This window comes from Undibacterium sp. CCC3.4 (genome assembly GCF_034347425.1).
Classification (GTDB): domain Bacteria; phylum Pseudomonadota; class Gammaproteobacteria; order Burkholderiales; family Burkholderiaceae_D; genus Undibacterium.
Genome location: NZ_CP133779.1, coordinates 4,545,995 through 4,564,832, shown reverse-complemented (window position 1 = coordinate 4,564,832; position 18,838 = coordinate 4,545,995). Strand labels below are relative to the sequence as shown.

8 protein-coding genes are annotated in these 18,838 nt (G+C 59.9%); 7 read left to right on the top strand and 1 reads right to left on the bottom strand.

The window, feature by feature from the left end:
- Positions 1–201: 201 nt before the first annotated feature.
- Positions 202–345: a transposase gene (locus RHM61_RS20100; RefSeq protein ID WP_416200201.1), complete on the bottom strand. Its 144-nt coding sequence runs from the start codon at positions 343–345 to the stop codon at positions 202–204.
- A 466-nt stretch (positions 346–811) separates the two neighbouring features.
- Here RHM61_RS20100 and RHM61_RS20095 point away from each other — a divergent pair, with 466 nt between their 5' ends.
- From RHM61_RS20095 to RHM61_RS20065, 7 genes are all read left to right on the top strand, one after another.
- Entirely contained in the window at positions 812–2,044 is a 1,233-nt protein-coding gene (locus RHM61_RS20095) for a multidrug effflux MFS transporter (RefSeq protein WP_322249077.1), read from the top strand.
- The gene (locus RHM61_RS20090; protein ID WP_322249076.1) at positions 2,037–2,417 is read left to right on the top strand and encodes a DegT/DnrJ/EryC1/StrS family aminotransferase; all 381 of its coding nucleotides are present in this window, start codon (positions 2,037–2,039) and stop codon (positions 2,415–2,417) included. Before RHM61_RS20095 ends, RHM61_RS20090 begins: the two co-directional genes overlap by 8 nt.
- A gap of 82 nt (positions 2,418–2,499) precedes the next feature.
- A complete protein-coding gene (locus RHM61_RS20085; protein WP_322249075.1) occupies positions 2,500–3,297 on the top strand; it encodes an aldolase in 798 nt (265 codons plus the stop codon).
- A gap of 9 nt (positions 3,298–3,306) precedes the next feature.
- A complete protein-coding gene (locus RHM61_RS20080; RefSeq protein ID WP_322249074.1) occupies positions 3,307–4,953 on the top strand; it encodes a class I adenylate-forming enzyme family protein in 1,647 nt (548 codons plus the stop codon).
- A gap of 54 nt (positions 4,954–5,007) precedes the next feature.
- Positions 5,008–5,472, top strand: a complete 465-nt coding sequence (locus tag RHM61_RS20075; protein WP_322249073.1) for an OsmC family protein — start codon at positions 5,008–5,010, stop codon at positions 5,470–5,472.
- Positions 5,473–5,511: 39 nt separating this feature from the next.
- Positions 5,512–9,762: a beta-ketoacyl synthase N-terminal-like domain-containing protein gene (locus RHM61_RS20070; protein ID WP_322249072.1), complete on the top strand. Its 4,251-nt coding sequence runs from the start codon at positions 5,512–5,514 to the stop codon at positions 9,760–9,762.
- A 4-nt stretch (positions 9,763–9,766) separates the two neighbouring features.
- Positions 9,767–18,820 (top strand): non-ribosomal peptide synthetase, encoded by a 9,054-nt coding sequence (locus RHM61_RS20065; RefSeq protein WP_322249071.1) that lies wholly within the window; start codon positions 9,767–9,769, stop codon positions 18,818–18,820.
- Positions 18,821–18,838: the final 18 nt, after the last annotated feature.

The window sequence follows — 18,838 nt, the reverse complement described above, 5'->3', positions numbered from 1 at the left end:
TTGCAACAGCAAACGATCAAACGGATGGATCTCTTCCTGCAAGCGCTTTTTCTTGTCGTACACGACCGAGCGCGTGACTGGTCAGTCGAGTTCCATATTCAGTTCCCAAATTTTGGCATAGAGACAGTCTGGTTCGTTCTGTGTGCTGACCGGTTTCGGAGCACGTTTACCTTCAAACAGACTGCCTGCATTTGCCAATAATTATTTCTTCCACTGGCTAACCTGCGTCGGATGCACGCCGAACTTTTGGGCGATCTGATTGATCGTCTTTTCGCCTTTGATCGCCTCAACTGCCACCTTGGCTTTTTGTACGCGGCTAAATATTTTTCTCTTATTTTCACTCATGGTCTGCCTCGTCTCTTTTCGACAGACACGAGTTTAAACTGTGGTCCGGATATGTGGATCCACTATATACCTCATCCACTTTCCGTATTTTTTTCGCCACAATTTTATACAAAAATCGTCATTAAAAAAATAAATTAACGTGTCGGAAATTTTTGATACTTGTAAAAACAGGTGCTTAAATTTGTTTCAATTTTTATGACTTGTACGAAGATGGGATTGATTGAAATTGATTAAATTAGATATTTATAAAAAAAATCAGCGATAAAAAAATAGCTTAGAAAGTTAAGTACAAACATACGCACCTCCGCTGATTTGACTGAAAAAAAATATTTGCTTATATTTAATTTTAATTGGGTGCAGCAACTGTATGTGTGTTGTGTTTCTATACCTTTTTTACTTCGCTCATTTTTTTAATCGCAATGAAAAATTAAAGCTGAAATAATTTAAAAGGAAAGGATATAAATTAATGTATTCTCAGACAAAGCTAATCAGTGAGCGCTACCCAAAATGGCTACTACTCATAGGCATTGCCACTGCGCTTGGCCCGATATCAATGGATATGTATCTACCGGTTCTCCCCAAAATAATGACGGAGTTTGATGCGCCACAAAACCAGGTGCAGTACACCATCCTTGTCTTTCTGGCTGGGTTGGCTATAGGCCAATTGTTATATGGTCCTTTGAGTGACCGAATCGGTAGAAAATTACCACTGTGTTTTGGTATTGTGATCTATACCATTGCATCTGTCGGCTGTGCTTTTTCAGAGAACCTTGCGATTCTGATGACATGGCGTTTCGTACAAGGAATGGGCGGCTGTGCCGGTGTTGTGATAGGACGCGCAATTATTCGTGACCGTTTTGGTTTGACAGGTTCAGCACAAGCATTTTCATTCATGCTCATGGTCGTGCTAGCTGGTCCTATGATCGCTCCAGTATTAGGTGGCTGGATGGCAGACTTTGGGTGGCGTCCCATATTTGGAGCGATGTCAGCGTTGGGCGCATTTTTAGTTGGCAGCATCATACTTTCATTCAAAGAAACACTACCGAAAAAAAAGCGCGTGCACAGTACGGCATCGACCGCTATCAGACAGTATTTGTTATTGCTTAGTTGTACGCAATTGCTTTCATACACCATAGTTGTTGGTCTTATGCAATCTGCCTTATACGCCTATGTGATCTGCGCACCATTTATTATCATGGAGGTATATGGCGTCAGTCCTCAATATTTTGGAATGGTTTTTTTTACTAACACAGCCGGTCTGATTGTTGGGTCACAGATCAATGCAGTATTGGTAGAGCGGTTTGGTCCGGATCGGATATTAGGCATTGCACTGCTATCACCAATTGTTTTGTCACTTACCTTAATTGCATCGCAGCTGTATGGTTTTTCATCGCTGATTGTAGTTCTTGTCGCGCTGTTTGGCATTCTGAGCAGTCATGGATTTATCAGCCCGAACGGGACTGCTCTCGGCCTGGCCCATCACGCCGAACAAGCTGGTACGGCATCCGCTCTTATGGGAGCGATTCAGTTTGGAATTGGTATCGTCGCGATTTCCTTAACAAGTTTTTTTAAAGTGACATCGATATTACCGCTGGCTTTTGCTATAGGTTTTTGTAGTTTTCTGGCGCTTGCCTGTCATCGCCTGGCCGCACGCCCTGCGCTAAAAAATTCTATTTCACAGGTAGAAAAAAATGAATAAACGGGAATGCGATCAACGGCTTGCGCTGCAAGGCGGGAAAAAAAATCGCGAAATCGCTTGGCCTAAATGGCCTACCTATAATGACGAGACAGAACGCGCGCTTCTGTCTGTCATGCGCTCTGGCCGCTGGACAATAAGCGGGCCATTTACCGGTGAAACTACCAAAGAAAGAATATTCTCAAAAAATTTTGCGGCGTACTGTGACTCTGAATATTGCACTCCGGTTACAAGTGGTACTGCATCGCTGACAATAGCATTGCTTGCGCTTGGAGTTGGCGCGGGTGACGAGGTATTAATTCCAGGCTTAACTTGGGTAGCGTGCGCGTCGGCGACGATGGCAGTGGGGGCAGTGCCAATCATGGTAGACGTCTGAAGTGCATCAAGGTCACGCCCTTGATGCAGGATGCGTCGGTATTCGCAGCGCGCCCAACTAATTCACCTTGGAGAAACACATCATGGTTGGAACGAAATTGACTCGATGGTCGCGCATTGTCCATCACGAGACCGGACGCGGCTTGCTCGTGCCGATCGATCATGGCCTTACCTCGGGCGGCATGGCGGGGATGGAGCAGTCGGCGCAGCTGGCGCAATGGCTGCGCCATCCGGCCATCACCGCCGTGGTGGCCCACAAGGGCATGATTGCGCGCCTCAATGAAACCGGTTGCCTGCTGAGCAAGGGCATTATCCTGCAAATGAACGGCACGATGTCGAGCTCCGTACAACCCAATCGCAAGGAGCTACTCACTTCGGTCGATGCAGCGTTGCGCCTGGGTGCAGATGCGCTCAGCCTCGATTTGGTGTTCGATGGCATCAATGATGGCCATAATCTCAGTCTGCTGGGCGCGGTCGCCGACCAGGCCAGTCAGTACGGCCTGCCGATTCTGGTGATGGCCAAATGCCAGCACACCAACGCCAGCGCCGAGGACGCCATCACGGCACTGCGCAAGGTGGTGCGTTCGATCTGGGAACTGGGTGCCGACGCCATCAAACTGCAAAAGCCGGAATCGCTCGCCGATATTCCGCAACTGCTCGACGGTTTGCACCAGGATATCGATGTATTCTTTGCCGGCGGCTGCCGTAGCAGCGACGACGAGATGCTCAAGTTGCTGACCGTCGGCCTGAAAGCCGGTGCGAAAGGCTTGTGCATCGGCCGCAATGTATTCCAGAACGAGAATCCAGAACACTTCCTGACCGCGCTGAGCATGCGCCTGGACCATAGTTCCGACACCTTGTCGCTCGTCAGCGCGCAATAAGGAGCGACCATGAAGGAATCTCCATCGATACTGAGCGCCGAACAGCGCTACTGGCTCAAGCTCAATCCCGCTCTGGGCGCGGGTAACTTCCTGCATGTTGCCGCCGGCCTTAAAGTAGATAGCACGAAGCCGCAGGTGTGGTCCGACATCCCCTATTATCTGATGGGGCAGGCCAGCACCAAGCCGCTGTCGCTGCGCTCGCTGAAGCAGGCAACCGATGCGCTCGCCACTTGGTACGCGGCCCAGGGCGTGCGCGCCAAGGACCCGATCGCGGTGTATGGCAGCAACGGCATTCACTACCTGCTCCATTACATGGCGCTGACCGGCTTGGGAGCGATTCCGGTGCTGACTAATGGTGCCATGCAGCCGCAGGTGGCGCTGCAGCATTTTCGCTGCGTCGGCGCGCTCGCAGTGGTGGCTGATCAGGCCCAGTTTGATACCATCATCGCGCTGTGCGAGCCGGACGAGTTCCTCTTCCTGTGTCGCATGGAAGAGATCGTGCCGCTGGCCGACGCGGCTTTGCCCCCAAGTTACCCGTTCCAGCATGATCATCTCGATCCGGTCATGATTACCCACAGTTCCGGAACCACCGGCACGCCAAAGCCGGTGCTACTGCAACATGGAAAATGGTTTCATGGCATCCGCCATCTGCTGGGATTGCCGGCGGCTCAGGGCGCGGAACGCTATCTGTCTAGCCTGCCGGTCTCGCACAACGCGGCTATTGCCTACGCCATGCACGCCATCCTGTGTGGCTCGGCGCTGATGATCGTATCGCGGCCGCAAGGCGCCGCAGTGCTCGACAGCATCGAGCAGTTTGAACCATCCACCGTGGTGTCGTTCCCGGCCACCTATGTGGAGATGGTGGCCTGCGGCATGGAGCAGCGTGCGCTTGGTTCGGTGAGTAACTGGATCAACAGTGGCGACGCTGCCCATGAAACCCATATCCGCCAACTGGTGCGGCACGGTTATCACTACCGCGGCCAGCAGAAGGTGCAGGGATCGCAGTTCATCGACGGCCTCGGCTCGTCCGAAATGGGCCATTCGAGTTTTCGTGTGGTCTATACCGCTGGCGATCAGAACTTCGACCGTTGCGTCGGCCTTCCGCAAGAATGGGTCGATGCGCGCGTGCTGGCGGACGATGGCAGCGAGCAGCCGATCGGGCGGGTTGGTAAGCTCGGCATCAAGTCGCCCAGCGTCACCAGTGGCTACTGGAACGATTCGCTGCTGACTCACCGCAGCCAGCTAGCTGGCTACTGGCTCACCGGCGACCTAGTCTACAAAGACAGCATGGGCTGCTTCTATCACGTCGATCGCATCAGCGATGCCATCACCACCGCAGAGGGCGTGCTGTACAGTCTGCAGACGGAGGAACTGATTTTGAAGAACCAGCCCGAGCTGCTCGATTGCACCGTGCTGGGCTTGTCTGGTGAGCGCACCGGAACCGGTGTCTGCGTGCCGGTCGTTTTCGTGTTCCTGCATTCCGGTACGCACGTACAGGAGGGCGAGTTGCTCGAACGAATCAACGCCGATCAGCGGCAAAAACAGCGCCCGATGCTGGCGCGCGTGCATATCGTGGGCGACGGTGAGATTCCCGTCGGCGTCACCGGAAAAGTCATGAAACAGGCGCTCAGGCAGCAACTGGCGCAGCTCGCCTGAAGGCGAGCATACATTGACATCTCCTTTGAATGATCAGATCACTGGATGAAAAAAATGGCAACAGAACACTCGTTTGAATGTGCCGGACAATGGCGCGGGGAATTGATGCAAGGGGCCGGTAGCTTGAAAGCCGGACAGATCGAGAACACCTTCTCGGTACCGCGCGAGATGGGGGGGCTTGGCCACGGCACCAACCCGGAAGAGCTGCTGGTGGCAGCGGCCAACTCTTGCTACCTAATGACGCTGGCCGCACTGCTGCAACTCGAGGGCATCGCCTTTGACGAATTACGCAACAGCAGCAGCGCGGTGTTTGCCGCCACGCCGTCCGGCCCGGTCTTTACGCAACTGCGGCACAACCCGGTGGTATACATGACACCGGACGCGCGCATGCTGTTCAGCGGCACCGTGCAGAGCTGCTTCTTGGAGGCTGAGCGCGCTTGCATAGTGTCGAAAGCGGTGGTGGGCAATATCCAAGTGTCGGTCCAAGGCCGCGTCGAGTCGCTACTGGCGCAAGCATAGGGCGCGATGATGCGAACGATACTGAACTGGATACAAGAAATGCGCGCCGTCATGCGGCTCGGTGTGGCGTCCGCTGCTACCAATTCGACCGGTGCGCAGGTCGGGCCGCCCGCATCGGCGGCCTTATCTGACCTGTCGGCACAGCGCAGCGTGAGCGTCGGACCGTATCTGTCGTTCCCATTCGAGCAACGGCTGGAGCGCCGGTTCTTCGAACTTAGCGTGGCCTGGACTGAGCGTATCGCGATTATCGATGCGCCCGAGCACGGTGCCACGGGTTTCCTGACCTATGGCGCGCTGCGTCACCGCGTGATGGTGCTGGCGCATCATCTGCAGCAACTGGGCGTGCAGCCTGGGCAGGTGATCGGTGTCCACATGGAGCGATCAAGCGATCTGATCGTCTCGATTCTGGCGATCTGGATGGTGGGGGCGGTCTACCTGCCTCTCGACCGCGCATTTCCGCAAGCCTATCTTGCCTCGCTGTGTGCGATCGCGCGGCCTTCGGCCTTCCTGATCGCCCAAGGCAATGCCGATGCAATCGGCGGAGCGGGTTTTCCACAACTGTCGCTGCAAGCCCTGGACTTCGGCTGGCCGGTGGCCGATGCCGATACCTGTGGCTCTGGCTTTGGTAGTTACGCCAGCGACGCGCCCGCGCTGATCATGTTCACATCCGGTTCAACTGGACAGCCCAAGGGTGTACGCCACAGCCAGTTGCAGTTGATCAACCGCTTCCACTGGATGTGGCACGACTATCCGTTTCAGTCTGGCGACGTGATCGCCCAGCGTTCGCCCATGAACGTGATGCCGTCGATGTGGGAATTGCTGGGCGGCGTGTTGAGTGGCATCACGACCGTGATCGCACCGGACCACATGGTGCGCGAGCCGGCGGCGCTGTTCGCGTGGCTGGCGCAGAACGAGGTGAGCCATCTGACGCTGACGCCGCAACTGATCAAGCTGTTGCTCTATTTGAAGCAGAACGGCGCGCGCCATCCAGAACGTCTACGCCGAGTCATAAACGGCGGGCCGCTGAGCGCCGCACTGCAACAGCGCTTTTGCCAGGAATTCCCGGGCACCACACTGCTGCATGATTTCGGCTGTACCGAAACCAATACCTATTTGCACGAGGCGATCGGCGGCGTGGAGCAACAGCGCGCGCTCGGCCCCGGCGGCTACCTACCCATTGCCAATACCAGCATCCATATCTTGGACGCCGCCGGCCGTGCTGTCGCGCCCGGCGTGGAAGGCGAGGTCTACATTGCAGGCCCCTGCGTGGCGATCGATTACCTGCATCAGCCGCAACTGAGCGTCGAGCGCTTCATCAGCGGCGGACTGGCTGACAGTCCGGTCTCCGGCCGCCTGTTCCGCACCGGCGAAATGGCGCACATGCTGCCGCACGGCACCATCCGCATGACCGGGCGTTACGATCATCAGGCCAAGGTGAATGGCTTGCGCGTCGAACTCGAACACGTGGAACTGGTGCTTGGCGACCATCCTGGCGTGGGTGAGGTCGCGGTGGTGGCGCATGCGCTGTCGGACTTGCATACCCGACTGGTGGCGTTCTGGGTGGCGCGTCCGGGCATGCCTGCTGACGATGGCCCGTTGCGCGACTTCCTGGCGCAACGCTTGCCGGCGCACATGGTGCCGGGAATCTATACCGCACTGTTGGCCTTGCCGCGTCGGCCTAACGGTAAGATCGACAGGGTCTCGCTGCAGCAGCAACTGAGAGGCGCGGTATCGGTCAAGTCGGCCCGTACGCATGGCGAAACTGAACAGATTCTGATTGCGGTGGTCGCCGAACTACTCGGTGTTGACGCCGACCTTATCGATACGCGGCGGGAATTTAACAGCCTTGGCCTCGACTCGGCCATGCTGATGAGCTTTGCCACATCGGCCGCCCTACTCACCGGTCTTGACGTGCCAGTCGCCATCTGCTTCGATCACCCCAGCATTGCATTGCTGACGCGCCACCTCGACAGCGGCGCCGGCGCAGCGGCAAACCCACTGGCGGCCATGGCTGCGACCCCAGCTCCGGCTATGGATGCGGCGCCGGTTCAGGACGGCATCGCCATTATCGGCATCAGCTTGCGCGTGCCGGGCGCGCGCGACCTGGCTAGCTTCTGGCACAACCTTGAGCTGGGTATCGAAAGCGTCGGGCCGATTCCGGCCGAGCGCTGGGATGGCGACGCCTATTACGATGCCGACATGGCCACGCCCGGCCGCTCCAACAGCAAGTGGGGCGGTTTCCTGAGTGACATCGACCAGTTCGAGCCGCTGTTCTTCAATCTATCGCCGAAGGAAGCAGCCTCGATGGACCCCCAGCAGCGCTTGTGCCTGATGGAATCGTGGCGCGCGCTGGAGGATGCAGGCTATGCGCCGGACGGTATCAGTCATCAGCAGGTGGGCGTCTTCATCGGCGCGCGCGAGCCGGACTACGCTGGCCTCGGCGTGCGCCAGGGCCAGTTATCGAGCGCCGCCACCTTGCTGGGCAGTGACATGTCGTTGATCGCGGCCAGAATTTCATATTTCCTCAACCTGAACGGCCCCAGCATGGTGGTCGATACGGCTTGCTCGTCGTCGATGACGGCGCTGCATCTGGCTTGCCAGAGCCTACGCAGCGGCGAGGCTGAGCTGGCGCTGGCAGGCGGCATCTGCCTGACGCTCGACCCGGAATTCTTTGTCGCTAGCAGCAAGCTCGGCATCTTCTCGCCGAGTGGCCATTGCCGCGCATTCGATGCTGCTGCCGACGGTTTCGTCCATGGCGAAGGGCTGGCGTTCGTCGTCCTCAAGCCGCTCCAGTCGGCGTTGCATGACGGCGATCATGTGTATGCGGTGATACGCGGTACCGCGCTCAACCAGGATGGCCGCTCGAACGGTATCACTGCGCCAAATGGCCTAGCGCAAACGCGCCTGCAACACGGCCTGTATGAGCGGTTGGGCATAAACCCGGCCAGTATCGGCTATGTTGAAGCGCACGGCACGGGCACTGCGTTGGGCGATGTGGTCGAGGTGCAGGCGCTCACGCGGACCTTCCAGGAAGCCACCAGCAACACGCAGTTTTGCGCGCTGGGTTCGGTCAAGCCGAATATCGGGCACCTGACCACGGCGTCCGGCATTCTGGGCGTGATCAAGACGGCGCTGTGCCTGCATTATGGCAAATTAGTTCCATCCATCAATTTCGATCAGCCCAACCCCAAGATCGATTTTCCGCTCACACCGTTTTACGTCAACACCAGCACCTGTGCCTGGCCGACGCCGGTGGGCGGAGTGCGGCGCGCGGCGGTCAATTCCTTCGGCATCGGCGGCACTAACGGCCACTGCGTGCTGGAGCAACTGAGCGCCTCCTGGCCACTGGCTACGGAGCGTCGCGAATGGTATCTGGTGCCCATTACGGCGCGCACGCCAGCAGCAGTGCGGGAGCGCCTGAGCGATCTGCTTGCCTGGCTGCAGCGCAACGGCACGGAACAGTCGGCGCATGCGCTGGCCTACACGCTGAGCTGTGGCCGCAGCCGTTTCGAAAGCGGTTATCTGCTGGCGTTCCAGGATCTGACGACACTTGGTACGGTCATCGACACCGTACTGGCTGGTCAGAACAGCGCGAATGCTTGGGCCATGTCGGGCCGTCGCAATCCGGACCGGGTACTGGTCGATGAGGCGGCTCGGCTGTGGGATGAACTGGTCGGCGGCGCCAGTCGCTCCCAGCTCGGCCAGCTCGCCGACATGGTTGTGCAAGGCTACTGGCCGCAGTGGCAGCAGTGGTTCGCGCCATCCGAGCGGCGCCGCATCGCGCTGCCGACGTATCCATTCCAGACCGAGCGTTGCTGGCTGGCGGCTGTGCCGTCTGCTGCATTCGTTCCGCCAGCGGTTCCGGTTGCCATGCCGACCCCGACCCCGACCCCGACCGTGCCTGCCATCCCAACCGCGCCAGCCATCGTCATACAGGACGCAGTGCGGCTGGCGTCGATCCAGACCGAGGTGCTGGCGATCTTGGCCGACGAGCTAGGTCTGCTGGCATTCGACATCGATCCGCATGCACCGTTGTCGAACTACGGCATGGAGTCGGTCAAGGCAATTAATTTGCGCTTCCGGCTGGAAGAGCGGCTCAGCGTCGACTTGTCGATCCAGCAAATCGTCAGTGCCGATACCGCCCAGCGCCTAGCCAGGCTTGCGCTCGAGGCCGGTGCAACACCTAGCCAAGGCACCGTGCCAGTGCCGGACGACGACCTGAGTCAAGCCTCCGACGAGCAACTGATCGCTTTATTCAAACAATTTGCGACTAACCCGGAGCACTCGTAGTCCCATGTTAATTGACGACTTCAAGAATTTGACCCTGGCTGACAAGAAGCGCGTGCTGGCCCAGTTGCAGTCCGGCACCGCCAACGGTGCCACCTCAGCCGACAGCGCGCCGGGTGACCAGCGTCACCCGCGTCTGCTGCGCGACGAGCGCGCCGACGATTTACCTTTCCCCCTGACCGACTTACAGGGCGCTTACTTGGCTGCGAAAGCAAATCCGGTGCGCGTCGACCAGGCCGGTTGTCACGTCTACCTAGAGTTCGACGTGAACGCGCTTGATCCGGCGCGCCTGGAGCAGGCTTGGAGCACGGTTGTGGCGGCGCATCCGATGTTGCGCGCCGAGGTGATGTCGAACGGCAATCAACGCATCCAGCGGCAGCGCGCTCTGCCACCATTCTGCTGCGAAGACCACAGCGCCGATGCTGCTGCTGCGCAGCATTGTGTAGACCGGGTGCGCGAGAAACTGTCGCATAAATTGTACTGGCCTGGCGACTGGCCGCTGTATGAGATTCAAGTCACGCATGCACCGGCAGGCCGCAGTCGCGTGCACGTCAGCATGGACTCCTGGATTGTCGACGCCAAGAGTGCTGAGCAGATATACCGTCAATGGTATGCCTGCTATGTCCAGCCCGCGCAGCAACTGGTTCCGCCAGCGCTGGAGTTCCGCGACTTCGTGCACAGCATGGAAGCCTTCAAGACCAGCGCTGGCTACGCGCGCTGCCTCGCGTATTGGCGGGCCCGCCTGAGCGACTGCCCGGATGGTCCGGCACTGCCGTATTCGGCGGCGCTGCATCAGGCGCCGGCAGAACGCTGCAATCGTCGTCGCATGGCCTGTCGTCTGCCTGCGTCGACGCTGGTGGCCTTGCAGGAGGCGTTTGCCACCCGCAAGCTGTCCACCACCAGTGGCATGCTGATGCTATTTTGCGAGGCAATGCGCAGCTGGAGCGCAAGCCAGCGCTTCGGCCTGATCCTGACAATGCAGAACCGACCGCCGCTGCACGCGGATTTGGCGCGTGTGGTCGGTCCGTTTACCTCCACCGCCTTGTTCGACGCCGATCACCTAGCCAGCGAAACGCTGAGCGAGCGCGCCCAGCGCTATGGCGAGCAACTGCTCGAAGCGCTCAACCACGGTTATGTCAGCGCCATTGCAGCACTGCGCAGCTTGGGGTCAGACCGACCTGAGCGCAGTTTCCCTATTGTCTTCACCAGCCTGCTGGGGACGGGAGCATCCGACCAAGAGCCGAGCTGGACCCAGTCGATCGAGTACAGCGTGGCGCAGACGCCCGGTACCGCGCTGCATTGCCAACTGCGCGAAATCGATGGCGAGATGGAGATTGCATTCGACTGCGTGCCGTCCTGGTTCGCCGACGGTTTCGTCGAACAGTTCCAGGACTCGTTCCATGCTGCGCTGACGCAGGCTGCGCTCGATCCGGTTTGCTGGGAGCAATGCAGCGCTGCCGCCATCTGCGCGCCTGGCCTGCCGGCGCTGACACCGGTACAGCCCGCTCAATCTGCGTCATCTACCGTGCCCATGAGCTCGCTGCAACTGGCCTATCTGGCCGAGCGTATTCGCCAGCCCAGCCGCGCCAGTGGCTACATTTTTCGCAGCTTTGCATTCGAACAGCTGCTGCCGTCGCGTTTGCAGGCCGCCTTCGACGGTCTTCTGGCCGACCATCCGATGCTGCGTGGCTACCCTAGCGCGCGCGGCAGCTTCGAATGTTTCGACACGGTCGCGACCTACACCATTCCGCTGACGCGTCTGACACAAGATCAGCCCGATCTGAACGCCGAGACTGCGGTGATGCTGCGCGAGTTCGCTGCCGAACGGCAGTGGCCAAATCTGCGCCTGCACATGCTGGTGCGCCTAGACGGTAGCGCTTGCCTACTGACCTTGCTCGACATGGCGGTCTTCGACGGCCAGTCATCCTGGAACTTCTACGACGATCTGTTCAATCGCTACCTGGGCCGCGGCGCGGTCAAGGAAGCACCACATTGGAGACCCTATCTGCAGGCCCGCGCTGCTCGGCCCGGCCTAGAAGTACATGAGCACTACTGGCTCGACAAATTCAAGCGGCTAGCGCCTGGACCGGTATTGCCGGCGGCAACGGCAAATGCCGGCGGCGCTCACGCAACCGTGCGCTGGACGCATACCGTTTGTGCCGGTGCTCGCCTCGAACAATTGGCGGCGCAACACCGCGTTAGCGTCGAGTCGGTATTTTTGAGTGCCTTTGCCGCCGTGTTGGCGCGCGACAGCGTCAGCTTCTCGCTGGGTGTGGTCGACTATGGCCACCGAGTGGCCCAGCCAGCGCTGCTTAATGGCTTTGGCGACGCCACTCGCTTTGCCTGGGGCGAAGTGAGCGACCCGCAGAGCGTGCCGGTGCTGAAGCTGGCACGATTTTTTGCTGAGCAGATCGAGCGAGACCGTTTTCACGCTTGCGCCGATCCGTTTAAGGGGCTGCGCGGTGCGATCGCCCAGTCCGGCCAGATGGTCTCCCGCAGTGTCGTTCTGACCAACTGCCTAGATGCGCCGATGGCGCAATGGCCGGGTATTGCTGAAATCGACGCCGCCTCCGATACCCCCGGCGTCGATCTGGATAACCTGCTGCACCGCTCGTCGCAGGGATTGACGATATGCTGGACCGTGCGCCGCGACGGCTGCGACCTAGATGCGCTGGCGCAGTCTTTTCGCGCCTATTGCGTCGCGCTGGATGAGCTGGCCGCCAGTCCCGAGGCTTGGCTGCGTACCGTCACTGCGCCGGAGCCTCAGGCTGCGCTGGTCAATCGCAAACGACTGGCACAATTGGCGCGCTGGAACGCTACCGACCGACCTTACGACCGTCAGGTCTGCCTGCACACCCTGATTGAACGGCAGGCCAAGGCGACGCCTTATGCGGTCGCGGTGCTGAGCGACGACGAAGTATTGACTTACCAGGAGCTCGACAGCCGTGCGAACCGGCTAGCCCATCATCTGCAGCAACACGGCGTTGTGCGTGGCGCGCTGGTGGCGGTCATGCTGTTGCGCTCGCACCCTCTGATCACTACTTTGCTGGCGATCCTCAAATGCGGCGCGGCCTTCATTCCCCTCAACGTCGACGATCCGTTGCAGCGCCTTACTCGCGTGCTGGATCAAGCGCAGACGGGTTATGTTGTCTCGACCTGCGAGCATTACGGCCGCCATACCGACTTGGTCAGAAAGGTGATACTACTCGATGCGGAGGCGGCGCAGATCGAGCAACAGGCGTCACAATTCCAGCCCCAGCAAGTGGTGCAACCGGAAGACCGAGCCTACATCATTTTCACCAGCGGCAGCACCGGCACGCCCAAAGGCGTAGTGGTGCGGCATCGCCCGGTGATCAACCTGATCGAATGGGCTGCGCGCGAATTCAACTTTACGCCGGAAGACCGCGTGCTGTTCGTCAATCCGCTTAGCTTTGACCTGGCCATTTTCGACATCTTTGGTCTGCTGTCCTATGGCGGCAGCATCCGTATTGTTGGTGATGCGGAACGCAGCAATGCGCTCGCGGTGGCGCAATACCTTAGCACCGAGCCGATCACTTTCTGGAACTCGGCACCGGCCTACCTGCAGATGATATTGCCCTTTCTAGAGGGCGGCACTGGCCGCACTAAGGTTAGCGTTGAGCGGTTGCGTTTGGTGTTCCTGAGCGGTGACTGGATTCCGCTTGCGATGCCGGATGCGATGCGAGCGCACGCGCCGCAAGCGCAAGTGATCAGCCTTGGCGGCGCCACCGAAGCGACGGTCTGGTCCAACTACTTCCCGGTACAGAAAATTGATCCGAACTGGCGCAGCATTCCTTACGGCCGGCCGATCCAGAATGCCCGCTATTACGTGCTTGATGAACATCTGGCACCACTGGGCGTGGGCGAGACCGGCGACCTGTTCATTGGGGGTGAGTGCCTGAGTGATGGCTATATCAATGAGCCTGAACTGACGGCGTGTAGTTTCATTCGTGATCCGCTGCACGAAACGCCTGGCGCCATCATGTACCGCACCGGCGACCGCGCCCGTTTCTTTACCGATGGCAATATCGAATTCCTCGGCCGGATCGACCAGCAGGTCAAGCTGCGCGGATATCGGATTGAACTGGGCGAAGTGGAAGCGGCACTGGAAGCCTGCGGTCTGATGCGTGCCGTCGTGGTTGTGCGCGAAGACCATGGCGGCCGTCGCTTGGTCGGTTTCGCCGCCAGCGCGGATGCTGGTCAAACCGGTGAAATGCGCAATGAAGCCATGTGGCAGCAACTTAAATCCCGGCTGTCGGCGTACATGGTGCCGTCCCAGGTGTTCGTGCTGCCGGCCTTGCCGATCACGACGAACGGCAAGGTCGATCGCAAGAAGCTGGCGCAGGATGAGCTGGCCAGCCTACTGGACGGCGGCGCCGATTCGGCGCTCGCGTCCGTCACGTACGTGGCCGGCGTAAGCGTAACCGCGTTCGATCATCAGCAACTGGCAACGCGGCTAGGCACCTGGTTGTGCAATGGTGTGGCTGAGGTGTTCGGCACCGAACTGGCGGACGTGAAGCTGGACGACAACCTGGGATACCTCGGGTTCAATTCGCTCCACTACACCATGCTGGCGGCGAAACTGGCCAACGAGCTGAGCATCGCGCTGAATCCGGCATTGTTCTTCCGCTATGTCAGCGTGGCGGAAATACTAGACTACTTGATGCAGCAGCACGCGGAGTATCTTGCCGCTGTGCTGTTGCCGGTCGCCAGCGTGGCGGTGCCGGCTGCGGCGCCATCGGTACCCGTGGCAGCTGTGTCGGTGCCTGTGGCCGTTGCGCATGCCGACGCGCAGGTGACGGCGTCGCCCGCTGCGCAAGCGTTCGGTACAAGTACCATTCCGGATGGAGCGATCGCCATTATCGGCATGGCCGGAGTGATGCCGCAGGCGTCGGACTTGGACGCATTCTGGGCCAACCTGCAGCAAGGCAACGATTGCACCTCGGATATTCCGCAGGACCGCTGGGATTGGCGCATGGTCGACGGCGATCCTCACGGCCCCGGCAACTTTACCAATGTGCACAGGGCCGCGTTCATGACGGATGTGTCCTCGTTCGATGCGGCGTTCTTTGCGATTTCGCCACGCGAGGCAGAATTGATGGATCCGCGCCAGCGCATGCTGCTGGAATCGGTCTGGGCCTGTCTGGAAAATGCAGGCCAGCGCCCCAGTGCCTTGCGCGGCATCCCGGTCGGGGTCTACATCGGTGCCACCGGCGATGAATACGCCGCCTTGTCGCTTCAGCCGGGGCGCGAGATCGACCGCTTCACGTTGTCGGGTGTGTCCCGCACCATTCTGGCGAACCGCATCAGCTATTTGTTCGACTGGCATGGCCCGAGCGAGGTCGTCGATACCGCCTGTTCCAGTTCCCTAGTGGCGGTCCACAACGCCGTGCGCGCCTTGCTAGCGGGCGACTGCTCGCTAGCCATTGCCGGCGTCATCAACATCATGATCGATCCGGTGCCGCACGTGTGCCTGAACAAGATCGGCATGCTGGCTGCCGACGGCCGCTGCAAAACGTTCGACTCCCGCGCCGACGGCTATGCACGCGGCGAGGGAGTCGGGCTGGTATTGCTCAAACCGCTGGCCGACGCATTGCGTGACGGCGATCCGATCCACAGCGTGATCCGCGGCTCGGCAATCAACCACGGCGGCCGCGCCACCGCGCTTAGCGCACCGAACCCCCATGCACAGGTGCAGGTGATCAGCCAGGCGATCCGTGTCGCTGGCATCGATTGCGGCCGCTTGGGTTATATCGAAGCGCACGGCACAGGCACCGCGCTAGGCGATCCGATCGAGATTGAAGCGCTGAAGGAAACTTTCGATACATTGCGCAACGCAGCTGGCCAGCCGCCGGTGGCCTCGGGCACGGTCGCGCTGTCGTCGGTGAAGCCGAACGTCGGCCACCTTGAGTCGGCGGCCGGAATTGCCGGGTTGCTGAAAGCTGTGATGAGCGTCAAGCACGGTGTTTTGCCTGCAACGTTGCATCTGGAGCAGATTAATCCGAACATCGAACTGGACGGTAGCCCATTTTATATAGTGCGGGAAGCTGTGCGTTGGAGTAATCAGCGCGATCCCCATGGCGTCGAGCTGCCTCGAGTGGCGGGCGTCAGCTCCTTCGGCTTTGGTGGCGTCAATGCGCACGTGGTGGTGGAACAGTATCTGCCTGCTGCAGCCTCTGCCGGGGCATCTTCCGATGCAGACGAGGACGGCGCAAGCTGGCTGTTCCCGCTGTCGGCGCAAAGCGAAGCGCAACTGGTGCAGATGGCATCCTCGCTAGCCGACTTCATCACCGTCGCGCCGGCCCATACGCTACGCTTAGGCGACGTCGCCTACACACTGCAGACCGCGCGCGACAGCATGCAGGAGCGGCTGCTACTGTGTGCCGCTTCGCTGCCACAACTGCTGGCCGCCTTGCGTGCCTACGTTCAGTCGGGCACGGTGTCGGCTGGCGGCTGGCGAGGGTCAGTGAAAAGCGCGCCTATGCGCGTGGGCAAGGCGGCGCTTGCAAGAGATGTCGGAGCCGCCTCGACTCAGGCGGCAGAGATAGTCGATGTGCTGGCACAGCGCTGGGCCCAGCAAGGCGACATCGCTTGGCCCCTATTACCAGTCGGCGAGGTTGGCAAAGCGCGCCGCATTGCATTGCCGACCTACTGCTTCACCCGCACGCGTTACTGGTTGCCGACCATGCCAGCAAGCGCGGCAAGCATGGCCGCTGTCCAGGTAGTGCTGCCTGTGGCGAATCGTACCGGCGATGATATTGAACTGAACGCAGTCGATGCGATCCTGAGCGAGCATGTGATTGCCGGGCAGGGTGTGTTGCCTGCCGCCGCCTACCTGGCGCTGCTGCGCGACCATAGCAAAGCAACACAGGCTGGTGCGTATGGCGTGGTCGGCTTCAGTGACATCGTCTGGATGCAGCCGTTCGTGCTTACCGACGGCAAGCGCAGCCTGCGAATGGAATTTGGCGCTGGCCGCCAAGGCGGCACACGTTGCAGTTTTGTTAGCGACAGTGACGGCAAACGCGTCGAGTATTGCAGCATCGATTTGCTGGCACCATCACAGCCGTTCGTCGCCGACGTGATCGACTTGCGCCAGCTGTCGCCAGCCAATGCCAGTTGCTTGTCCCCGTCCGAGTGCTATGCACTGTTTCAAGGCAGCGGTATTCAGCTGGGCGCACTGTACCGTACCGTACAGCAGCTCTGGTTCAGCGTTGATGCCGGCTTGGCGCAGTTGCGGTGTGATATGCGAGCTAATGATAACGCCGCGCGTAGTCTACTGATACTCGACGGTGCCTTGCAGGCGATCGCGCTGCATAACAAGCTGGCCCGGCCCGGTAGCGGACCGAGCGTGCCGTTTCACATCAAGCGCCTGCAATTGGTCGCCGACTGCCCGTCGCAAGCGATGGTTCATCTGCAAGTACAGGTTTCGCCTAGCTGCACTCCGGCACGCTTGCCGATCTACAACGCCCGCCTGTTCGACGGCAATGGGCGCCAGATCGGCTGGATCGAAGCCTGCGCCGGCAAGGTACTCAACTTGCCCATGCCGGTAGCGTCGCGGTCGGCACCGTCCATCATCGTGCCGACTCTCCAGGCAGAGGTAACGCACCACTATGCACCGCAATGGCGTCGGCTCGCTGCCACGTCGGCGGCAACGTCAGCGTCATTGCGCTGCCTGCTGGTGCATGGCGTGTTAGATGGCGGCACCGCTCAGCCGACGGCGGCGCCGTCGCACTGGATCGTCGCGCGCCGGGCACCAGTCTACGGTGTAGATGGCCCGGCCGCATGCAGTTTAGATCCGTGCAAAGAAAGCGACTGGGATCGTTTGCTGATCGCAGCCGGCCCGGCGCCCGATTTGATTGTGCTCGATTACCGCCAATGGAACGCTGCGCAGGATAGCCGTGATCCAGCGTGCAAAGCCAATGACACGCTCTATCAGCCGTTCGATGAAGCATTCGCACTAGCCCGGTCGGCAATGCGGCTACGCCTGCGGCAGCCGCTGACGGTGATCGCACTGACCAGTGCACGTGGCGGTTCGTTCTCGGCTTCGGCGGTGCAGGCTCTGGGCGCGTATGGCCGCGCCATCAGCAGCGAGTCGCCCAAGATCCGCTTTTGCGCGGTCGAGGTGCCTGATGGTTCCATTGTGGACTTGGCTCAGCTTGCAGACTTGCTCATCGGCATACATCAGGGTGGCGTTGGCCGTCCCGTGAACTATCGTTACCGTCCAGACAGCGGGGAGATGTCGGCCGAGACACTGGAACCGATCAGCGCAACGGGCGCGTTCGGCGCGGCACTGCCGAACGGAAGCGTGGTGCTGGTCAGCGGCGGGGCTGGCGGCATTGGGCGGCTGGTCGCTAGCTTCCTGCTGTCGCGCGGCTGTCGCGTGGCGCTGCTGGGACGCGCCGCGCCCGACGCTGCGCTACAACAGATGCGAGTCGGCGGCTTGGCTGATCACCCCGATTGCTGTTATTTCCAGGCGGACGTGACCGACATCGCCCAAGTCGGGCGCGCGCTGGAACAGATCCGTGCCGAATGGGGGCCGCTGCGTGCAGTGATCCATGCTGCCGGAGCACGCACCGACAGTCTGCTGCTGAGCAAGGACAGCGCCAACAAACGCGCCGCGCTCGACGCCAAGGTCACTGGCGCGGTGGTGTTGGACTACGCCACCCGCGCTGAACCGCTCGACTACTTTGTGTCGTTTTCGTCGCTGGCGTCGTATCTGGGGCCGGTTGGGCAGACCGACTACGTGTACGCCAACGCCTTCCTGAATGGCGTTACGCAAGCGAGGAATCAGATGGCGAGGGAACGCCAGCGCAGCGGGCTCAGTTGCGCAGTTAGCTGGCCGTTGTGGCGCGATGGCGGCATGCGCATGGATGACAAAGAGCGCGACTACATCAGGCAGTTGTACGGCATGGAAGAACTGGGAACCGATGCGGCGATGCAGTGCCTGTTCGCCATTCTTGGCGGTGAGCACGAAAACGTCGCCCTAGCGGTAGGGGACAAGCAAAAGATTGATCGCGCACTGCTGGGTAATCCGGCAACCTGAAGCGCTGAAAACGCGCAG

Bases quoted from the DNA above. Each gene is read 5' to 3' on its own strand.
- RHM61_RS20095 (WP_322249077.1), top strand. From the start codon at position 812: ATGTATTCTCAGACAAAGCTAATCAGTGAGCGCTACCCAAAATGGCTA.
- RHM61_RS20070 (WP_322249072.1), top strand. From the start codon at position 5,512: ATGCGCGCCGTCATGCGGCTCGGTGTGGCGTCCGCTGCTACCAATTCG.
- RHM61_RS20100 (WP_416200201.1), bottom strand. From the start codon at position 345: ATGAGTGAAAATAAGAGAAAAATATTTAGCCGCGTACAAAAAGCCAAG.
- RHM61_RS20080 (WP_322249074.1), top strand. From the start codon at position 3,307: ATGAAGGAATCTCCATCGATACTGAGCGCCGAACAGCGCTACTGGCTC.
- RHM61_RS20090 (WP_322249076.1), top strand. From the start codon at position 2,037: ATGAATAAACGGGAATGCGATCAACGGCTTGCGCTGCAAGGCGGGAAA.
- RHM61_RS20075 (WP_322249073.1), top strand. From the start codon at position 5,008: ATGGCAACAGAACACTCGTTTGAATGTGCCGGACAATGGCGCGGGGAA.
- RHM61_RS20085 (WP_322249075.1), top strand. From the start codon at position 2,500: ATGGTTGGAACGAAATTGACTCGATGGTCGCGCATTGTCCATCACGAG.
- RHM61_RS20065 (WP_322249071.1), top strand. From the start codon at position 9,767: ATGTTAATTGACGACTTCAAGAATTTGACCCTGGCTGACAAGAAGCGC.